The 17,963-nt window shown below is 43.1% G+C and carries 19 protein-coding genes; 14 read left to right on the top strand and 5 right to left on the bottom strand.

Annotated elements, in window-relative coordinates; all coding sequences use genetic code 11:
• Window positions 1-100: 100 nt before the first annotated feature.
• From IEV16_RS00805 to IEV16_RS13470, 3 genes are all read left to right on the top strand, one after another.
• Window positions 101-439, top strand: a complete 339-nt coding sequence (locus tag IEV16_RS00805; protein ID WP_188363757.1) for a GFA family protein — start codon at window positions 101-103, stop codon at window positions 437-439.
• A gap of 153 nt (window positions 440-592) precedes the next feature.
• Window positions 593-763 carry a DUF3224 domain-containing protein gene (locus tag IEV16_RS13475; RefSeq protein WP_268234387.1) on the top strand — a complete coding sequence of 57 codons (171 nt, stop codon included), beginning with the start codon at window positions 593-595 and terminating at the stop codon, window positions 761-763.
• A gap of 40 nt (window positions 764-803) precedes the next feature.
• Window positions 804-965, top strand: a complete 162-nt coding sequence (locus IEV16_RS13470; RefSeq protein WP_268234386.1) for a DUF3224 domain-containing protein — start codon at window positions 804-806, stop codon at window positions 963-965.
• Between the two features lie 20 nt (window positions 966-985).
• Here IEV16_RS13470 and IEV16_RS00795 read toward each other — a convergent pair whose 3' ends face one another.
• Window positions 986-1,426, bottom strand: coding sequence for a DUF4279 domain-containing protein (locus IEV16_RS00795; protein ID WP_188363756.1), 441 nt, complete (start codon window positions 1,424-1,426; stop codon window positions 986-988).
• A 187-nt stretch (window positions 1,427-1,613) separates the two neighbouring features.
• On the opposite strand from IEV16_RS00795, the gene IEV16_RS00790 reads away from it, so the two are divergent.
• From IEV16_RS00790 to IEV16_RS00765, 6 genes are all read left to right on the top strand, one after another.
• The gene (locus tag IEV16_RS00790) at window positions 1,614-2,240 is read left to right on the top strand and encodes a DUF4166 domain-containing protein (protein ID WP_229728201.1); all 627 of its coding nucleotides are present in this window, start codon (window positions 1,614-1,616) and stop codon (window positions 2,238-2,240) included.
• On the top strand, window positions 2,230-3,336 hold the full coding sequence (locus IEV16_RS00785; RefSeq protein ID WP_188363755.1) for a saccharopine dehydrogenase family protein: 1,107 nt from the start codon (window positions 2,230-2,232) through the stop codon (window positions 3,334-3,336). Before IEV16_RS00790 ends, IEV16_RS00785 begins: the two co-directional genes overlap by 11 nt.
• A 257-nt stretch (window positions 3,337-3,593) precedes the next feature.
• The gene (locus IEV16_RS00780; protein WP_188363754.1) at window positions 3,594-5,777 is read left to right on the top strand and encodes an OsmC domain/YcaO domain-containing protein; all 2,184 of its coding nucleotides are present in this window, start codon (window positions 3,594-3,596) and stop codon (window positions 5,775-5,777) included.
• A 94-nt stretch (window positions 5,778-5,871) separates the two neighbouring features.
• On the top strand, window positions 5,872-7,500 hold the full coding sequence (locus tag IEV16_RS00775; protein ID WP_188363753.1) for a right-handed parallel beta-helix repeat-containing protein: 1,629 nt from the start codon (window positions 5,872-5,874) through the stop codon (window positions 7,498-7,500).
• A gap of 32 nt (window positions 7,501-7,532) precedes the next feature.
• Window positions 7,533-7,925 carry a hypothetical protein gene (locus tag IEV16_RS00770; protein ID WP_229728200.1) on the top strand — a complete coding sequence of 131 codons (393 nt, stop codon included), beginning with the start codon at window positions 7,533-7,535 and terminating at the stop codon, window positions 7,923-7,925.
• Between the two features lie 158 nt (window positions 7,926-8,083).
• The gene (locus IEV16_RS00765) at window positions 8,084-8,521 is read left to right on the top strand and encodes a DUF2383 domain-containing protein (RefSeq protein WP_188363752.1); all 438 of its coding nucleotides are present in this window, start codon (window positions 8,084-8,086) and stop codon (window positions 8,519-8,521) included.
• 49 nt (window positions 8,522-8,570) lie between these two features.
• Here IEV16_RS00765 and IEV16_RS00760 read toward each other — a convergent pair whose 3' ends face one another.
• From IEV16_RS00760 to IEV16_RS00745, 4 genes are all read right to left on the bottom strand, one after another.
• The gene (locus IEV16_RS00760) at window positions 8,571-9,401 is read right to left on the bottom strand and encodes a M15 family metallopeptidase (RefSeq protein WP_229728199.1); all 831 of its coding nucleotides are present in this window, start codon (window positions 9,399-9,401) and stop codon (window positions 8,571-8,573) included.
• A 109-nt stretch (window positions 9,402-9,510) separates the two neighbouring features.
• Window positions 9,511-11,892 (bottom strand): TonB-dependent receptor plug domain-containing protein, encoded by a 2,382-nt coding sequence (locus IEV16_RS00755; protein ID WP_188363751.1) that lies wholly within the window; start codon window positions 11,890-11,892, stop codon window positions 9,511-9,513.
• 102 nt (window positions 11,893-11,994) lie between these two features.
• A complete protein-coding gene (locus tag IEV16_RS00750) occupies window positions 11,995-12,966 on the bottom strand; it encodes a FecR domain-containing protein (RefSeq protein ID WP_188363750.1) in 972 nt (323 codons plus the stop codon).
• Window positions 12,959-13,594, bottom strand: a complete 636-nt coding sequence (locus IEV16_RS00745) for an RNA polymerase sigma factor (RefSeq protein ID WP_188363749.1) — start codon at window positions 13,592-13,594, stop codon at window positions 12,959-12,961. The genes IEV16_RS00750 and IEV16_RS00745 overlap by 8 nt, the downstream gene beginning before the upstream one ends.
• Window positions 13,595-13,735: 141 nt before the next feature.
• Between IEV16_RS00745 and IEV16_RS00740 the strand changes: the two genes are divergently transcribed.
• The 5 genes from IEV16_RS00740 to IEV16_RS00720 are packed head-to-tail and all read left to right on the top strand — an operon-like array spanning window position 13,736 to window position 17,943.
• Window positions 13,736-14,461 (top strand): thermostable hemolysin, encoded by a 726-nt coding sequence (locus tag IEV16_RS00740; protein WP_188363748.1) that lies wholly within the window; start codon window positions 13,736-13,738, stop codon window positions 14,459-14,461.
• Window positions 14,448-15,884 (top strand): AMP-binding protein, encoded by a 1,437-nt coding sequence (locus tag IEV16_RS00735; RefSeq protein ID WP_188363747.1) that lies wholly within the window; start codon window positions 14,448-14,450, stop codon window positions 15,882-15,884. The genes IEV16_RS00740 and IEV16_RS00735 overlap by 14 nt, the downstream gene beginning before the upstream one ends.
• Complete coding sequence (locus IEV16_RS00730) at window positions 15,841-16,491, top strand: iron-containing redox enzyme family protein (protein WP_188363746.1); 651 nt, start codon at window positions 15,841-15,843, stop codon at window positions 16,489-16,491. The genes IEV16_RS00735 and IEV16_RS00730 overlap by 44 nt, the downstream gene beginning before the upstream one ends.
• A complete protein-coding gene (locus IEV16_RS00725) occupies window positions 16,488-17,312 on the top strand; it encodes an SDR family oxidoreductase (RefSeq protein ID WP_188363745.1) in 825 nt (274 codons plus the stop codon). The genes IEV16_RS00730 and IEV16_RS00725 overlap by 4 nt, the downstream gene beginning before the upstream one ends.
• Window positions 17,302-17,943, top strand: a complete 642-nt coding sequence (locus IEV16_RS00720; protein ID WP_188363744.1) for a tetratricopeptide repeat protein — start codon at window positions 17,302-17,304, stop codon at window positions 17,941-17,943. The genes IEV16_RS00725 and IEV16_RS00720 overlap by 11 nt, the downstream gene beginning before the upstream one ends.
• The last annotated feature ends 20 nt before the right edge of the window (window positions 17,944-17,963 follow it).

Below are 17,963 nucleotides of genomic sequence, written 5' to 3'. Positions count from 1 at the left end.
TCGAGTTGAGTGATTAAGGAATATTTACTGATAATGATAATTTATGACAACAATCGTGCTTAAATAGGATTGTAAATTTCTTTCAATGCGAGAATAAGTGATGAAAATAAGCTGTCACTGTGGCAATGTTGTTATTGATGTTGACAAACCAACTGAAGTGACACAATGTAACTGTTCAATTTGCAGTCGCTATATGAGTTTATGGGGCTATTACCCACCTAATGAGCCGCTGATTACTATTGGTGCAGACGGCATCGATTCGTATTCCTGGGGTGATAAAGAATTGGAATTTATGCGCTGTGCCAGCTGTGGTTGTGTTACTCACTATGAAACAATACCTGAATTAGAAAAACAAAAAACTGCGATTAATTTTGGTCTCGCTCGGGAGAAGGTTGCTGATGTTCCTATTCGGTATTTTAATGGCGCAGAAGAACTGTAGTTCTTCAACTAAGTAACCAATACTGCCGAGATTTTTTTAGCAATACTGAATGAATTAATGGGTGTATCAATGAATAAGGTTATTAAGTCTTATATCACTTTAATAACCCTATCAAATAATATAGGTTGCGATTATGAGACATTGGAGAAAAATATGAAAATTACCGGAATATTTACCGTAAAATTAAATCCTTTGGATTTTTACGCGGATGCCAAGCCGGGTCTGAATTTAGGTCGGATGTCAATGGTCAAAACATTTTACAGAGAGCTTAACGCCACCAGTCAAGGCGAAATGCTCAGCGCCATGACCATATGTGGCAATTGAGCTTGTTGTAGGTACTTTATCAGGCAAATAGGGCGGCTTTGTGTTGCAGCATTTTGGAACAATGGACAAGGGCAAAGGCCAGCTTATTCTTGAAGTTACTCCTGATTCGGGATTTGATGAACTCACCGGGATATCCGGAACCATGGAAATCAACATTGAGGATGGTCAGCATTATTATGTGTTTGATTATGAGTTGCCGTGATTGGTGTTTTGTTTCTCAATTTAGTCAATAAAAACGCCGATTGTGTCAGCTTTATAGAGGTCAAAGCTTACTTCAGTTTCGGTCATACTCAAAAAGTTAATAGTTCTTTTATTAAGCCCGAAATAAGGTGTTGAAAAGTCAGGGTTGATATCGATGTAAATTACGAATTGTAAATGGGTTTCTAAATTCAGTGTTTTCTTTAGTCGGTTAATTGTCTCAATTTTAGGCTCAAAAATATCAACCAACTGATTTAGATAAATCTCTAAGTTAATGTCACTTCCTGCTTCAATCTTGTATTTCCAAGAAGTCGATTTAGGAACTGGACTTTTTTTAATCATTACCGAAGTTGGTTGGATGTCTAATTCAGTGGAAATGATTTCAGTGTCAAATACATCACCATCAAATGATAGATAGAGGTAATTATTACATTCTGTTCCACTATAGGTTAATTTTTCGTACATCAGTTTTTTGGTGCTTGAATACAAAATATATTACGACAATTAAATAATGTTTTGTGAAAGAAGCTTGATTTATTGTGAGATTATTATTAACAGTTTTCATATATATAGCCGTTCTAAAAAAGTTGATGAGAAGAGTCAAATTAAGATGTTATATGATAAAATAGTTAATCTCTTTTAGGGGCATTTTGTGCAAAAACATAACACCATTAAATGGAGTTTGGGTCGAGATTGGCACCGCTTGCACCCGAATGTTCAAAAACGCTTTAATCGTTTGCCTACAGAAGATAATCCGATTCTCTATGAAGGTGTGATGGAGCGGGTAGAGTGTTCAAAAGCGGGGCAGTTGTTTGCTTTTTTGACCAAAGTGATTGGCAACCCGTTAAGTCCACATCAAGGCACAGATATCAAGATGTCAGTGCAGCTGACCAGTTCAGCCGATAAGCCCGGTGTTCATTGGAAAAGAACCTATTACTTTCCCGGCAAAGCACCCTTTAGCGTGACCTCCACCAAAAAAGATGATCGCGGTAAAATGATGGAAATGGTGGGTGGTGGCTTTGGCATGTTTTTGGACGTCTATGCTGAAAATGGCGAATTACATTTTAAAAGTACCCGTTATTTCTGGAAGTTTATGCGTTGGTATCTCCCTTTGCCCCACTGGTTGAGTCCCGGTAAAACCCATGTGATTCACCAGGATTTAGGTCACGGCAATTTTCGTTTTACTATCACCATGGATCACCCGGTGTTAAAACGGACTTTTTATCAAACCGGTATTTTTTGTGAAGTCAGCAATCAGGAACAAGCCAATGACGGCTAAGATTCTGGTACTGGGTGGCTATGGCACTTTCGGGAGTCGTATCAGCCGTGCTTTGTGCCTAAAGGGGCATCATGTCATTATCAATGGCCGCAATAAGGAAAAAGCCGAAAAACTCAAAGCTGAGATTCTCAGCGACAAAGCCGATGCACGGATAGAGGTGGCGTGCTTTGATGTGTTTACTGAATTATATGAGCAAATAAATCACTTAAAACCTTCGTTGGTTATTCACACTTGTGGGTCTTTTCAGGGTCAAGACACGTTAATCGCTGAGACGGTTATTAAGGCCGGTGTTCATTATATTGACCTGGCCGATGGCCGAGATTATGTGCAAGATATGTTAAAGCTAGATGCGCTGGCAAAATCCAAGCATGTGATCGTCATTACAGCCGCCAGCACGGTGCCGACTTTATCGTCTGCTGTTTTAAAACACCTTCAACAACAGCATGATATTAAATTATTCCAATCTGTCAAAATGGGCATTTCACCGGGTCAAAAAACAGACCGTGGTCTGGCCACCAGTGAAGCAGTGTTATCATATATTGGTAAGCCTTTAACACCTTGGCGAGGTAGCGACAAGACAAAATACGGCTGGCAAGAAACTTATCTGCAAAAATACCCCGGTATCAGAAATCGCCTGATGGGCAATTGCGAAGCCGCTGATTTGGATGTATTGCCTGTTTATTTTGACATTGGAGAACTGCAATTTTCAGCCGGAATGGAAAGCAAACTACTGCATACAGGAATTTGGTTGAGCTCATGGCTGGTGCGATTGGGTGTGACTCTAAATTTAGATAAGCATGCCGGTTTCTGGTTAAAGGTCAGCCGTTGGTTTAATTTTTTAGGTACTGAAGACGGCGGTATGCATGTTGAGATTAATGCGGTCAACAACAAGAATCAAAGCATCCATAAAACCTGGTTTATCATTGCTAAAAACAACGATGGTCCACAGATCCCCTGTGTTCCGGCGATTGTGATGACTGAGAAAATTTTGACTGGCGAAATTAAACCGGGTGTCCAACCTTGTATCGACATAGTTAGCCTGAATGAATACCTGCATGAATTAACACCTTATGCTGTTGAGACATTTGAGTTTTGAGTTGCGAAACATTATAAACTCAATAAATTAGTGAACACACCCCTCAATCCCCTCTCAAGAGGGGAGGTGAATCGGTCAGTTTTTGTTAAAGATACTAATCAAGGAGGAAGCTAATTCCCCTCTTGAGAGGGGGGCAGGGGTGTGTTCTTTCAGTTTATCGTCATTTAAAAATAAAAACAGATTTTACGCTTTCGAGTATCATCTTTTATCACAGGTTATAATGCGGTGATTTAATTGACCGCATTGGATAAACCGCCATGGAAATCAAAGTTAATTTTCTCGATAACCTGCGTCAGGAAGCCATTTTTGATGATTTTAAGGTGATTACCGACCAGCCGATTCGTTACAAGGGTGATGGTTCGGCACCGGGGCCGTTTGATTATTTCTTGGCATCATCTGCATTATGTGCGGCGTATTTCGTGCGGATTTATTGCAACAGCCGGGATATTCCAACGGAAAATATCCGTTTATCGCAGAATAATATCGTTGATCCCGAAGACCGCTATAACCAGATTTTTAAAATTCAGGTGGAGCTGCCCGAGGATATTTCTGAAAAAGATCGACGCGGCATTTTGCGTTCCATTGATCGATGTACGGTGAAAAAAGTGGTACAAACCGGGCCAGAGTTTCAGGTTGAGATTGTCGAGAATCTGGATGCCGAAAGTGGGGCTTTGCTGATGGCGGATGTCGATCAGGGTTCACAAACATTTATCGAAGGCAAGGATTTACCGCTGGAGGAAACCATTGCCAGAACCTCGAAACTGATTGAGGATTTGGGGATTAAAATCGAAATCGGGTCCTGGCGTAATATTGTGCCGAATGTCTGGTCGCTGCATTTACGGGATGCCGCATCACCCTTGTGTTTTACCAATGGCAAAGGCGCAACCAAAGAAAGCGCCTTGTGTTCGGCTTTGGGTGAGTTTGTGGAGCGTATGAATTGTGGTTTTTTCTACAATGACTATTATTTCGGTAAAGCGATTGCGAACAGTGATTTCGTCCATTACCCGAATGAGCAATGGTTTGCGCTGACGGAAGATGACGCGTTACCGGATGGCATTCTGGATGATTATTGTCTGGACATTTACAACCCCGATGGCGAATTGCGTGGTTCGCATTTAATCGACACCAATTCAGGCCGGGTTGATCGGGGCATTTGCTGTATTCCTTATCAGCGACAATCAGACGGTAAAACGGTTTATTTTCCTTCAAATCTAATTGAGAACCTGTATGTCAGTAATGGCATGAGTTCGGGTAATACGCTGGCAGAAGCCAAAGTGCAGGCCTTATCGGAAATTATCGAGCGAGCGGTTAAAAAGAAAATCATTCAGGAAGAAATTGCCTTACCGGATGTGTCGGAAGATGTCCTGGCGAAGTATCCGAAGATTGTTGCCGGTATTGAAGCCCTGGCTGAACAGGGCTTTCCGGTGGTGGTTAAAGACGCGTCTTTGGGCGGGCGATTTCCGGTGATGAATGTGACCCTGATGAACCCGAAAACCGGTGGTGCGTATGCCTGTTTTGGCGCGCATCCGAGTTTTGAGGTGGCGTTGGAACGGACCCTGACGGAATTACTGCAAGGCCGGAGTTTTCAGGGGCTGGATGATATGCCGAGGCCGACCTTCAACAGTCTGGCGGTCACTGAGCCGGAGAATTCGGTGGATCATTTTATTGATTCCACTGGCATCGTCTCCTGGCGCTTTTTCAGTAACCAAGCGGATTATGAATTTAATGCGTGGGATTTTTCAGACAGCACCGAAGCCGAAAGTGATTTCCTGATGGGCTTGTTCGAAAACATGGACTTAGAAGTCTATATGGCGGTGTTTGATGAGCTGGGTTCTCAGGTTTGCCGGATTCTGGTGCCAGGGTATTCGGAAATTTATCCGGTGGAAGATTTAATCTGGGATAACACCAATATGGCGCTGGATTTTCGCGAAGATATCCTCAATATCCACCGCTTATCTGATGATGAATTGAGCGATCTTGTAAATCGTTTAGAGGACAGTCAGCTGGACAATTACATGGATATTAAAACCCTGATTGGTATTGAATTTGATGAAAATACCGTCTGGGGACAACTGACCATCTTAGAATTGAAAATACTGATTTATCTGGTGTTAAAAGACTATGAAGAAGCGCTTGATTTGGTGCAGGCGTTTTTGCAATATAATGATAATACGGTTGAACGGGAATTGTTTTATTTCGCCATGGAGGCGGTTCTGGAAATTACTTTAGATGATTCATTGGAGATTGATGATTTTATCGAGAATCTGAAGCGTATGTTTGGTGCGGAAACCACAGCGGCCGTGGTTGGCTCAATCACCGGTGAAGTTAGATTTCATGGTTTAACACAAACCAGTATGCGGTTAGAAGGCCTGAACCGGCATCTGAATTTAATTGATTTTATCCAAAAAGTGCACGGCGCACGGGCTCAAGCCACGAAATAAAGCCCATATGGCGTGTTAATGAATTGTGAGGCGGGTCACAAGTCAGGTGCCATACATCAATTACATTAAGGCTTTAACTTATGGACTGAATACCATGAAAAAAACATCATTGCTTTACTTGCTTGTGTTGTCTATCCCGGTATTTGCCAGCGAATATTTTATCTCACCCGATGGCAATGATGCCAATCCCGGAACCATCAGTCAGCCCTGGCAAAGCCTTTCTCATGGGCTCAATCAACTGATGGATGGTGATATCCTTACACTGCGTGGTGGCGTCTATCGATTATTTGACGAAACCAATCTGAGCACCATCAACACACCGAATTTAACCGTGCAGGGCTATGCGGGAGAAACCGTTAAGATCCTGGGTTCCTACAGCACCGCTCATGATACCTGGCAGGCTTATGACAGTAATATTTGGCGTATTCCGGCCGATCAACTGAATAGTGACCCCAAAGGCATGTTTAACGGTCATCAGCGCGTTGAGCATCAAAGTGATTTAGATGGCGGACGCAATCATGACCATGTTTATAATTTAGTGGAACCTAACCACTGGACCAAAGCGGATGTTAACGGTAACCAGTGTTTTGAGGATAACACGGGCTGTTATATATACCTGTACCCGAAAACCGGCGAAACACCCAATGATGAAGTATATGAGTTATCTCAGCGTGGTTTGCCCCGGGTGGCGGGTAATGGTGACTATTTCACCTTACGGGATGTCGAAATTTACTATACTCAGAGCAGTCCGATGTTTTTTGAGGGTGCGGATTTTGTAACTTTGGAAGACAATGTCTTCGGTCATATTTCAAACGGTAATGATAATTCCTATGCGGTGCGTATCTGGGACTCTGAAGGCAGTGTGGTGCGCAGAAACCGTATTTTTGATTCGGTCTATTGGGGTGGTACCTCAAACAGTAAAGGGGTGAGCTTTATGGTCACCAAGCCGGGCGAGCCCAATGTCGTTGAATACAATGAAATCTATGATATTCCGGGGCGTTCTGCCGTCGGTACCAAAGGGGGCACATCCAATTTAATTGTCCGTTATAACTACATTCATCATGTCTACAATGCCTTTGAGCCTGGCAGTTTTCGCTGTGTCTGGTCATCAACCAATAATGATGGTTGTCAGGAAACTGATGTTGAATATCGGCCGGCCGGTGATTGGCGCATCTATGGCAACATCATCACAGACACCGAAGTGGGTCTGCGTCTGACGGCTTATGATGAGGATAATGATAATAACTGGCTGTATAACAATGTGTTTTATAACGTTCAGTCGGCCGTTAATATCGGCTGGGACGGCACTTTCGGTACGGTGATTGCCAATAATATTTTCATCAATAACGAAGTCGGCATTTACCTGCAAAGTGGTGGCACCACAACCACGGTGAACGATTATTTAGACCAGTTTAATTCACATCATAATCTGTATTTTAATAACAGCCATGCGGACATCCACCTAAGGCCCAACTGGGGTGGCAATTTCTACAGTGGCACACCTTATGACTTGTTTGCTTTTAAATCGGCATTTAATCAGGCTGAATTACAATCAATCAGCGTAGACCCACACTTTATCAATACCACAGACTTCTACTTATCGGAGAATAGCCCGGCCATAGACGCCGGCGACGGTGCCTACTGGAATACGTCTGCGGTTCATATGGGCGCGCATCCGTTTACGGCTTTATCTGATGTGATATTTTTGGATGGTTTTGAGTGACTGTGAAAAGTCTCTATAAATAGAAATTATCATTGTTTTTAACCCTGGCCAAAGTGTTTACTGTCTGGATAATTATTTTGGTGATGGCTATTATGAATGGGACGTTTCGTGAGTCGGTACTGATTCCGAAGATAGGTATAAGATCCGGATTTTTTATAAGCGGTCTGATACTTTCTGTATTGATTTTAATCGTGACTTATTTAACATTGCCCTGGTTAAACATTCACCGAAATAGTGAGCTGATAGTGGTCGGCTGTGGCTGGTTGTTTCTTACTCTAATGTTTGAATTCTCTTTTGGCCTGTTCCGCGGTTTGTCATTTCAAAAGATTTTTGAAGCTTATACATTTAAAGACGGTAATATTTGGCCAGTGGTCTTGTTGGTGACGGCGTTAGCGCCTTTGATGGCGGGGTGGATGCGTGGTTAATTGTTCATATTGCTAATTGGTAAGTACTTTTTATCGCTTTGGATTTACATTGGGTTAATAACAATTTTACATTGGCTTTACATCTTCTGGTTATATTTAATATAACCTGATAATCAGGTCATTTAAATACCTTTTTAACTATGTATAAGGAGAATAATATGAACAACGATAATAATATAGAGGTACTTCAAGACGTGACAGCTAAACTCATTGATAGCTGTGAAGGTTATCAAATGTGTGCTGACATTGTTGAAGATAACATGACCTTAAAAAATGAATTTTTACAACGCAAAAATAACCGAAATATACTGGTCAATGACTTTAAAGCCAAGATTGCCAGCTTAGGTGGCGAGGTTAAAGATTCCGGTTCTGCGGCGGGTGCTTTACACCGAGGTTATACCAATTTTGTCAATATCTTCAAAGATGATGAAGAAGCGGCTGTGGATGCCTTGGATGATGGTGAAGAATATTTAGCCGAATTCATTGAGAAAAAACGCAAAGAGGATGGTTTAACAGCTGATACCCTCACGCTTTTAAATAAAGCCCATGCTTCAGCCAAGGCCGGAGAGCGATTTGCAGATTTTTTAGATGATTAAATAAGTTGTTTAAAAGGATTTTTCACAATGCCGGGTATTCAATGGTCGATTACCCGGTTTTTTTATGTGCATAACACCAGTGCCAGGGCTCTGCAATGATGCCGTGTGGATTGTTTTCGGGGTAGCTTTCGTAAAACCCATAAGTCTCCGCATTTTCTTTTAACCAGGCATAGGCTTTTGTATCAGCAAAGCCAGCTTCTAAAACCGGCTGATCTCCATCAGTGGTGAGATCCAAAGCACAGCCCGTGTGATGTTCACTGTGGCCCGGCGGCGTATTGACGTTAAGTATATCGGCAATTGTCTGACCCTGGTCTAATTTTTTCTGGATCAGTTCTGCTTGATAATTTAATGAACGGTATGCCGAAACCGGTATTAATTGAATACCGTCAGCCTGTGCCGCTTGTTGTAGCTTTTGCCAGGCTTGATAAGCTGTGGGGTGCAGTTTAATGGGGCGATTGAAAAAATCCATGCCGGCATCCACAATTTGAGTCGCTGTCGGATATTTGGGCGCGCGGATATGCTGTGTGTCGATGCCTAGTTTAGCATTGAGTATTTGGTATAAATCCGGGTATTGCAGGGTTTCTGGCGTGACCTCAAAATGGTCTTCAACCTGGACAAAACCCATGTTTTTCAGGTACAAACGGGCGTGGGGTAAATCTGTTTTGGCTTTAACGGCTTGGCTGTTGAGGGCTTTGATCAATCCGTAACCGGACTCGGTAGCAACTCCCAAATGCAATGACTTGGGTTTTAAGATGATATTAAACCAATTGTTATGAAAAAATATTTTACCCAGAAGATCATGACTATTTTGATCACAAATAGACCAGCAGTTTTTATGGGTGGGTTGTAGGTTTAATCTTGGGGTTGTGATGGTGAACATGAAAATGTTTTTATTTATTATAGGATGATTTTAAACTCAGCCGGTTGTGATAACAAGTTTGAATCGATACAAATGTCAGCCATACAGGCTTTTAAATAAATAAAAATAACTACCAGGTTAATGATAACTGGATATTCGGGATAACAGGCATGGCAGATTTGGTGTCTGCGACAAATCGGTTTTCAACCCGTGTGTATGTTGTGCAGCAAGGGTTATTGATATCAAGGGCATTCTGGACTTGAATCAATAAATCCCACCGCCCATAAGGTCTTAGCCATTGCCGATTGAGCTGTAAGTCGATTTGAAAGAAATCCGGCCACTGGCGTGTGTTTCGTTCACTAATCGTTAGTGTATCTTGGTCATAAAGCAATTCAGTGCGTGGCCAGCCACTATGATATTGGGCAGAGGCTGTTAATCGCCAGGATCCAAAAGCATGACTGATGCCGGCTTTCAGGCTGTGGCGTTGTTGCCAGCTCCGCGCAATGTAAGTGTCGTTAATTTCATCACGAACTTCAGCCAGGGCATAGGCCAATGTCCATTGGCTTTGGTTGATTGAGCCACTGAACGATAATTCAAGACCGCCGGATTGGGCATCGGTTGGCGTGATCCGTTTATAATCGGTATATAATTCCGGAATCAAATGATAGTCACTGAACAAGTTTTCGTAATACGCCAATGTTCGACTGTATTTTTTGATATAGGCTTCGCCTCGAAACAGCCATTTGTTGGGTAACTGTCGTCGGTAATCAATCACCAGTAAATCGGCTGATGAGGCCGCTTGATAGGTCGGATTAGCGTCTGATAATAAAAGCTCATCCAGGCGTTGAGCTTGTTGGTGCCGGCCCAGGCCAAAGCGCCACTGGCTTTTTGGGTTGGTATGAAAAACCATGTTAATGCGGGGACTGATGCCCTGATGAGGTAACCAGCGGGATTGTTCATTGTAGAGACCGAGGTCGGTGACCCAGCGATCACTGATTTGCCACCTGAGGTTGATGAAATAAGACCAGAACAAGCCGTCAGTTTGACTCTGGAATTCCTGTTCTTGTGTCTGTGGCGTATTTAAAATGTCAGCCCAGTTCGGATCATGTTGAACCCAGCGCTGTGAAGTAATATCTGCTTCAGCATCTTGCAAAGTGATACCAAAGTCAAGATTAAATTCCGGCGCTAATCGCCATTGGTGTTGCCAACTCAGTTGCAGATATTGGGTGAGTATATCTTCGCTGAGACGACCGTTTGAAAGCTGATCCATGACTTGACCCTGGCGTTGGTCATGGTGGCGACTGTAGGCCAGTTGCCAATTGGATTGATGTGCTGCCAGGTTATCATACTGCCATTTAAGCCAGACATACTGATCATGATAAGCGGCTTTTGCCTGTTCATTCGTTTGGTTAACACTGAGCTCGTCACGGGATATGAGCAGATGTTGGGAAGTTTGCCATCGGGGTGAGGTTTGCTGGCTGAGTTTAAGGTAAGCATCTTCATATTCCGGATGAATATTTAGGTGTGATATGAGATTTTGTTTTAATAAGTAACCCCCTGATCGCACGCCGGCTAAAATATCCGTCAACTCGTTTGACCACCATTGCGTATGGCTAAAATCCAAGAGTCCAATTTGACTGATGCGATTATAGTCTCTGTCTTTATGGTCACTTTCAACAGCCATGACAGCACTAAGTCGGCCACCATATCGAGCGGGAAAAACACCGGCATAATGGCTGACTGAAGTCACCAGATTGGGGTTAATGGTGGATAACATCGAAGCGAAATCTTTGAAATGATAGGGACTGCGTAAAATCATGCCATCCAGTTCAATCAGAGTTTCGTTCAACATACCACCGCGAACATGGCTGCGGCCGTCCAGACCGGTATGGGTGTGCGAAGCCAAACCCCGGGCTGATTGCAATGGGTCGTGGTTAAACGCATGGGGTTGGGTGAGGTCACTGGTATCCATAACATACCCGGGCATTTTATTTTTATCATAATACAATAAGCTGGTTGATACTTTTAAATCACTCAATGCCAGGGGTTCGGGTGTAAGTTGAAAAGTTATGACCTTTTTTTGGATATCAGCTGCTGAAATAATCTGTTGTTTGGTTTCGTATTGTGGTGCATTTATCTGTAGCTGGCCGGGGGTCAATTGTTGCCGAGATAAAATGATCACGCCAGTACGGGTATCAAAATAGTCACCTTGGGATGTGGTGATGGTAAAGGAATTTATACGCGAGTTGTTTTTAATGTTCTCAGCTTTCAACAATATCGGGTTAAGTATAGCCTGCTGTTTGTGTTGAATGATCCAAATACCTGAATCAACAGCTTTTAACTGCAAGTCTAATTCAAACAGGTTCTCACGAAAGGCTGTGAAAGTACTATCAGGAAGGAACAAGGTGTGTTGTAACTGCTGATCTGAGACATGATCGCTGCTAAAAAATAGGGCATATCCATTATCGTTAAAATAGGTCACCCAATTGGCCAGCGTTTTGGGGTTTGCCATTGCCATTTGACTGACTAACAATAAAAACAGAAACAGATATTTAAGTGGTTTCGTGTGGCCCGGTTTCAATCTCTAAGGCTGTTATAAGCAGAATCCTATATATTACTTTTCGTGGGTACTGATTTGCAAGCGACCTTGATGAATTTGATAATGATAGTCAGTGGTGGCAAAAACAGTATTTAAGGCCATATCAACGGTCATGTTGTTAATTGTGCCCTGTAAAGAAACGTTTTTGGCCTTTTCTTTTAAACCTTGCCAGTTAACAGTTAAATCTGCTTTTTGGCTTATCCAGACAACGAAGTCGTGCAAAGATTGACCATTCAATGAATAGGGTTGTTCGGTTTTAAAAGTCCAGGACCACAAGGGGTGGTTATGACTTGAAAAAATTTGTACGGGTTCAGCCCCTGATGGGCTAATGGATATTAACTCATTGTGTTTGATGGTGTGTTTTTCTTGATGGTTGTTAATACTAACCTCGCCGGTCTTGACGGCCACTTGTAATTCATTCGGTTGGTGGTTAACAACATACTGTGTGCCCACATGGCTGACTGTACCCAGATTTGTTGAAATAACAAAAGGTTTGGCCGATGGCGTGACATCGGTGTTGTGAAAAAGTTGTCCGGCTAATAAGTCTATGCGTTGCTCGTTTTGCCAGGTGATACGGGTGTTGGGAGCCTGTCGCAACTCACTGCCATCATTTAAATGCCAGACAAGATAACTTTCATCTGAGCTTTGGATGACATCACCCGGTTTCAGCCGGGTGTCTGGTGTCATGGGTTGTGGTTTGTTCGGATCTTGTTCGAACATAATGGTGCCGTGAATATCAACTTGTTGGTACATCGGTGAGAACTGATTATTGTCACTGTCAATATTCATAAATAAAACCAGGGCAAACACCATAACAGTAGATGCGGCAACCGCAGCAGTCCAGGCATAGCGTTGTCGACTTTGTTTTTTGAGGTTGTTTTGCCAATGGGCCATAACATGCTGCCTGGCTGCTTGTTGTTTTTCAGCATCAGGCATGGTGCGCTGTTTTAATTGCTTTAAAATATTGTCTGCTTGGTCTTTATTCATATTCGTACTCCCAGTTTGACGGGTATAAATGGTCTAAACTGTCTGTTTTTAACAATGCCGTAAAGGCCTGTTGAAATGATTGCCGCGCTCTGGCTAAAGCAGATTGAATGGCTATCATGGTGGTGTTCGCTTTTTGTGCCATTTCTTCAACGCTGAGTTCATCAACGTATTTCCATGTCAATAAATCACCATAGTTGTTGGGTAAATGATCAAGCACCTCTTCAATCAGTTGCTGTAATTCTTGATTATGCATTTGTAATTCCGGTTGTGTCTGTCCGCCATCGGCAACATTTAATAACACCTCCCGAATCGAAGGATGTTCTGCCATCGGCACGACATGGCGACGCCGTCTGTTCTGTTTACTGAAATGGGCGTAAATAAAGCTGCGTGCAATTTGGCACATCCAGGTAAATAAAGCCGCTTCCGCACGGTAATCCTGTAAATTATCGAGTGCCTTACACAAAGTTTCCTGAGCCAAATCCATGGCCAAATCATGATCGCCATCGACACGCCCCAGGATGAAGCGAAATAGCTTGCTGTGATAACTGTCAAAAAAAGTATTAAAGGCCTGTGTTTGACCCTTTAATAATTGTTTGACGAGTTGTTTGTCTTGTTTATGACGTCCCATAAAAGATCAGTTTTAACGTTTGTTTAACGCTTAGAGTCAGTGACTTTGGAAAAACAATCGCGATATGTGAATTTTTTTTTAAATATTCGATTGATTGGCTCAGATAGTTTGCTCTAAGTACTAAAATAACCGTGAGTAAGCATGACAAAACCAATTTTAACCTCATTATATGTCGAATACCCGGGTGCGGGTGGAAATGCCGCACATCATTTACAAACCCAAAAGACAAATGGTCAGTTAAATAGTCACCGAAATGCACCAAAGGGGCGATGCACAATCCAAAGCACCTATATCCGGTTGGTCCAAAAAAGTGTGTCGCAACGACAGACGATCGAACAATTTATTCAGCAGCAATATAAACAACATTTTGATGCTGAGATTCATCATTTTTTTCCGGTTCTTATCAGTGTTTACCGTTCATCTAATGATGCGTTGATTGGTACGGTCGGAATTCGCTATGCCGATCATGATGATTTATTTTCAGAACAATACCTGACTCAGCCGGTGGAGCAATTACTTAAGGCGCAAACCGGTGAGACTATCGAACGGTCATCAGTGATTGAATTGGGGCATTTTGCTCTGGCTCACCGCCGATTTCTGGTGCCGGTGGTGCGTGCGATTGCTCAATTTATTGGACAATTACAAGTTGATTGGACGGTTTATACCTTGTCTCAGCCGATGGTTAAAGCGGTCAATCGATTAAACATTCCAACCCAATTCTTAGGATTTGCCTGCGCTGAACAGTTGCGTGATCAAAATAATCAATGGGGACAATACTATCGTCTTAAACCGGCTGTTTATTGTTCTCCCACAACCACCGCCATTGAGGCCATGCAATACAGCCGAGCTAAAAATGTTGCGCATTAATCAAGGGATAGATTTTAATCCGCAGTGTGTGGCCATTCACAGCGATAATAATCCCGAATGGCTGACAGTGGATCAATGGGCAACCGCAAAGCAATGTGTGATTGTTCCGGTTCCGCATTTTTTCACAGCCACTCAAATTGCCGGAATGGTTGATCAAGCCGGTGTTGACAGTGTCTTTTGTCAAGCAGAGGCACTTCCATTGTGGCTTTCTCTGGGTTTTCAACAAGTGGCTGTTTTTGGGGCGTTGACTGTGCTCGCCAGAACCCCGCCGATTGAGGTGAACTTACCAAAAAACACCCATAAGATCACTTTTACTTCAGGATCGACAGCACAGCCCAAAGGGGTCCGTTTGAGCTTGTCACACTTATTGACAGTCGGGCAATCACTGGCTCGCGCAACTGAACACCTGGGATTAAAAAAGCATTTGAGTGCGCTTCCTTACAGCATTCTGTTGGAAAACATGGCTGCTGTGTATGCCAATCAGTTTGCCAATAAGGGACAAGGTTTGGATATTGTCTCTGTTCCTATGGCGGAAGTTGGATTACAGGGTTCGGGGCATTTTCAGCCGGAGAAATTAGTAGAAGCATTGATTAAGCATCAAGCCGATAGCCTGATTATGATGCCTGCGATGCTAAAAGCTTTGCTTCAATATCTTTCCAATCACCCAAACAATCTGAGTTCAGTCAAATTTATGGCTGTCGGTGGGGCTGTCTGCCCGCCGGCTCTGATAAGACAAGCCCATGAGATGGGGTTACCTGTTTTTCAGGGTTATGGTATCAGTGAATGCGGTTCAGTCATTTGCTTAAACAAAGAGCTGTCAGAAGACGGTTCGGTGGGACGCCCATTGTCGCATGCCCGGTTAAGCCTGGATGACAACAGCCAGATAATTTATCGTGGCCCCCGGTTTTTGGGTTATCTGGGTGACACGACTCAAGATCCTGATGATAAGTATGAGCAAAGCTGTTATGCCACGGGAGATACCGGCGTGATTGATCAACAAGGGCGGTTAACCATCCTGGGACGATTAACTCACTTAATTGTGAATGGTTTTGGTCGAAATATCTCACCGGAATGGATTGAAGCTGAGTTGTTGGCTTTAGCTGCCATTCAACAAGTCATGGTGGTTGGAGATGGCCAGGCCTTTTTAACAGCGCTGTGTGTTTCTGAGTATGATGAAGAGACACTCTTCCAATTGATACAACCAATCAATTCACAATTACCCGATTACGCCAGGATTCAGGCTGTTATCTGTGTTGCGCCTTTCAACGAAGCCAACGGCACACTAACCGCCACCGGAAAATTAATTCGCCAGGAAATCTATCAACAACATTTACCCCAACTGGAGCAAATTTATGACAAGTACACCTCAGCCAGCCAATATGGAAACTCACTTCTCACTGCTATGCCGTCAAACGGACGTTGAAAAAAACAAACTGTGGAAACTACCTGTGATTGAACAGGCCTTAGCCGGCAAGTTAGGATTAAATACATACATCGCTTTTCTGACCCGCGCCTATCATCATGTTAAGCATACTGTCCCCTTACTAATGCAGGCCGGCGCCCGTTTTTCGCAACAAGACGAGTGGTTACGGCGCGCCATGGCAGAATATATTGAAGAAGAATTGGGTCACGAAGAGTGGATTCTTAATGACATCGCTGTTTGTGGCGGTGATGCCGAATCGGTACTAAAATCAACGCCCAGCTTTGCGGTTGAAATGATGGTCTGTTATGCCTATGACTCGATTAACCGAATTGACCCCTTGTGCTTCTTAGGTATGGTACATGTTCTGGAGGGCACATCAGTGGCCTTAGCTACTCGGGCGGCTAATAGCCTCAAATCATCACTGAACTTGCCCAACAAAGCCTTCAGTTATCTGATATCCCACGGTGATTTAGATCAGGGGCATCAAAAATTCTTTGAAGATTTAATTAACCGTTTGAGTGCTGATCAATTGCAAGTTGTCATTGAATCTTGTCACAGGTTTTATCGCCTTTATCGGCAGGTCTTTGAGGAGTTACCATGCCAATGAGTCAACAAGACAAACAATTGTGGTCAGAATCAACCGTGGTCATCACCGGTGCCACCGGAGGCTTGGGACGGGCCTTGGTGGAACGCTTAAATGCGGCCGGTGCTGAGCTTATTTTACAGGGCAGAAATGAATCAATTTTAGCGCAGATGATTGATGATCTTGATAAACCGTCAGGTTTTGTATGTGGTGATTTAACTGATCCGGCGGTATTGGCAAACCTTCAGGAGTCAGCTGAACAAGCCACGGGAAGGCATCGCGTTTTAATCAATAATGCTGCGATGAATAAACCGGGATTTCTCAGGCATCAGCCTGATCTGGCGTTAATCAAAACCATCGAAGTTAATTTGACCGTGCCAATCCTGCTCAGTCGTCATTTACTGCCCTGGTTAAGTGGCGGAGAACAGGGTCGTATCGTCAATATTGGCTCATCTTTTGGCGGAATTGGTTATCCGGGATTTAGCAGTTATTGTGCCGCCAAGTTTGGTTTATTGGGGTTTTCTCAGGCCTTACACAGAGAATTATGCGAAGAGGACATTGCTGTCCATTATTTAGCGCCCCGGGCCATGAATACGCAAATAAACACGGCTTCTGTTAAGGCCATGAATAAACAGCTTAAAAACAAGGATGATAAACCGGAAGACATTGCTGCTGCCATTATTCGGGCCATTGAAAAGAATCAGCAACAACGCTTTTTTGGCTGGCCGGAAAAACTATTTGTCAAAATAAACAGCCTATTGCCGGGTTTTGTCAGTCGCTCTATCAATCGGGATTTACCCGTTATTCAACAACACTTAAATCAGGAGAATTCTCATGAAATTTAGTCTATTTATTATGGTTTTATTGTCACTCACATTTTCTGCCATGGCAGCCATGACTGATGACGTTAAACTTATTCAATCCCGTTGGGCTGAGGTTAATTATATGCCTGACGGTGATACCAAAGAAAAGGCTTTTGAGCAGCTGGTTGAACAAGCCAATCAAACCGTTCTGATTAATCATAATTTACCTGAAGCTTTGGTATGGCAAGGAATTGTTTATTCATCTTATGCCGGCGCCAAAGGCGGCCTTGGGGCGCTGGGCTTGGCTAAAAAAGCCAGAAAAGCGTATGAAGCTGCCATCGAAATGGATGGCTCGGTCTTAAACGGCAGTGCCTATACTTCTCTGGGTGTTTTGTACTACAAAGTACCCGGTTGGCCTTTGGGTTTTGGTAATGATAAAAAAGCCGAGCATTATTTGCAGAAAGGTCTGGCTTTAAATTCGGATGGGATTGATGCCAATTATTTTTATGCTGAATATTTATATGAAGAAACAGACCGTTTAAATCAGGCTTTGGATTATCTGCATAAGGCAGAACAAGCCAAAGATCGCCCGGATCGACCCAAAGCCGATACCGGACGCAGACATGAAATCATTGAATTGAAAAAACGTATTGAAGAAGATCTGAAAGATTAAGCAAGTCAGTATCTATTTAA

The organism is Marinicella pacifica (assembly GCF_014636635.1).
GTDB classification, from domain to species: domain Bacteria; phylum Pseudomonadota; class Gammaproteobacteria; order Xanthomonadales; family Marinicellaceae; genus Marinicella; species Marinicella pacifica.
The sequence above is the reverse complement of the archived record's forward strand: the minus strand, read 5'-3'. Positions and strand labels throughout refer to the sequence as shown.

Coding starts and splice junctions, on each gene's coding strand:
- IEV16_RS00805 (WP_188363757.1), top strand. CDS start 101: ATGAAAATAAGCTGTCACTGTGGCAATGTTGTTATTGATGTTGACAAA.
- IEV16_RS13475 (WP_268234387.1), top strand. CDS start 593: ATGAAAATTACCGGAATATTTACCGTAAAATTAAATCCTTTGGATTTT.
- IEV16_RS00795 (WP_188363756.1), bottom strand. CDS start 1,426: ATGTACGAAAAATTAACCTATAGTGGAACAGAATGTAATAATTACCTC.
- IEV16_RS00785 (WP_188363755.1), top strand. CDS start 2,230: ATGACGGCTAAGATTCTGGTACTGGGTGGCTATGGCACTTTCGGGAGT.
- IEV16_RS00780 (WP_188363754.1), top strand. CDS start 3,594: ATGGAAATCAAAGTTAATTTTCTCGATAACCTGCGTCAGGAAGCCATT.
- IEV16_RS00775 (WP_188363753.1), top strand. CDS start 5,872: ATGAAAAAAACATCATTGCTTTACTTGCTTGTGTTGTCTATCCCGGTA.
- IEV16_RS00765 (WP_188363752.1), top strand. CDS start 8,084: ATGAACAACGATAATAATATAGAGGTACTTCAAGACGTGACAGCTAAA.
- IEV16_RS00760 (WP_229728199.1), bottom strand. CDS start 9,401: ATGTTCACCATCACAACCCCAAGATTAAACCTACAACCCACCCATAAA.
- IEV16_RS00755 (WP_188363751.1), bottom strand. CDS start 11,892: ATGGCAAACCCCAAAACGCTGGCCAATTGGGTGACCTATTTTAACGAT.
- IEV16_RS00750 (WP_188363750.1), bottom strand. CDS start 12,966: ATGAATAAAGACCAAGCAGACAATATTTTAAAGCAATTAAAACAGCGC.
- IEV16_RS00745 (WP_188363749.1), bottom strand. CDS start 13,594: ATGGGACGTCATAAACAAGACAAACAACTCGTCAAACAATTATTAAAG.
- IEV16_RS00740 (WP_188363748.1), top strand. CDS start 13,736: ATGACAAAACCAATTTTAACCTCATTATATGTCGAATACCCGGGTGCG.
- IEV16_RS00735 (WP_188363747.1), top strand. CDS start 14,448: ATGTTGCGCATTAATCAAGGGATAGATTTTAATCCGCAGTGTGTGGCC.
- IEV16_RS00730 (WP_188363746.1), top strand. CDS start 15,841: ATGGAAACTCACTTCTCACTGCTATGCCGTCAAACGGACGTTGAAAAA.
- IEV16_RS00725 (WP_188363745.1), top strand. CDS start 16,488: ATGAGTCAACAAGACAAACAATTGTGGTCAGAATCAACCGTGGTCATC.
- IEV16_RS00720 (WP_188363744.1), top strand. CDS start 17,302: ATGAAATTTAGTCTATTTATTATGGTTTTATTGTCACTCACATTTTCT.